Source organism: Micromonospora sp. DT201 (assembly GCF_049841575.1).
Lineage (GTDB): Bacteria > Actinomycetota > Actinomycetes > Mycobacteriales > Micromonosporaceae > Micromonospora.
The window spans coordinates 1-563 of record NZ_JBNCKP010000073.1 but is presented as its reverse complement, the minus strand read 5'-3'; the positions used below and the strand labels follow the sequence as shown (position 1 = coordinate 563).

At 63.8% G+C, this 563-nt stretch carries 1 protein-coding gene; it reads right to left on the bottom strand.

From position 1 onward, the window contains the following. Positions 1–563: HAMP domain-containing protein (locus ACLQ28_RS34455; protein ID WP_425690440.1), on the bottom strand; the 563-nt coding region annotated here is incomplete at both ends.

Here is a 563-nt window from a genome sequence, read left to right as displayed (position 1 = left end):
ATCGTGTTGACAGTCGACTTCAACTCCAGAATCTCACCGCGCGCGTCCACAGTGATCTTCTGCGACAGGTCACCCTTCGCCACCGCCGTGGAGACCTGGGCGATGTTGCGGACCTGGGCGGTCAGGTTCGACGCCATCGAGTTCACGTTGTCGGTCAGGTCCCGCCAGGTGCCGGCAACCCCGCGCACCTGGGCTTGACCGCCCAACTTGCCCTCGGTGCCCACCTCACGGGCCACCCGGGTCACCTCGTCAGCAAACGACGACAACTGGTCCACCATCGTGTTGACAGTCGACTTCAACTCCAGAATCTCACCGCGCGCGTCCACAGTGATCTTCTGCGACAGGTCACCCTTTGCCACCGCCGTGGTCACCGACGCAATGTTGCGGACCTGGCTGGTCAGGTTCGACGCCATCGAGTTCACGTTGTCGGTCAGGTCCCGCCACGTACCGGACACGCCCTTGACCTGCGCCTGACCGCCCAGGTTGCCCTCGGTGCCCACCTCACGGGCCACCCGGGTCACCTCGTCAGCAAACGACGACAACTGGTCCACCATCGTGTTGAC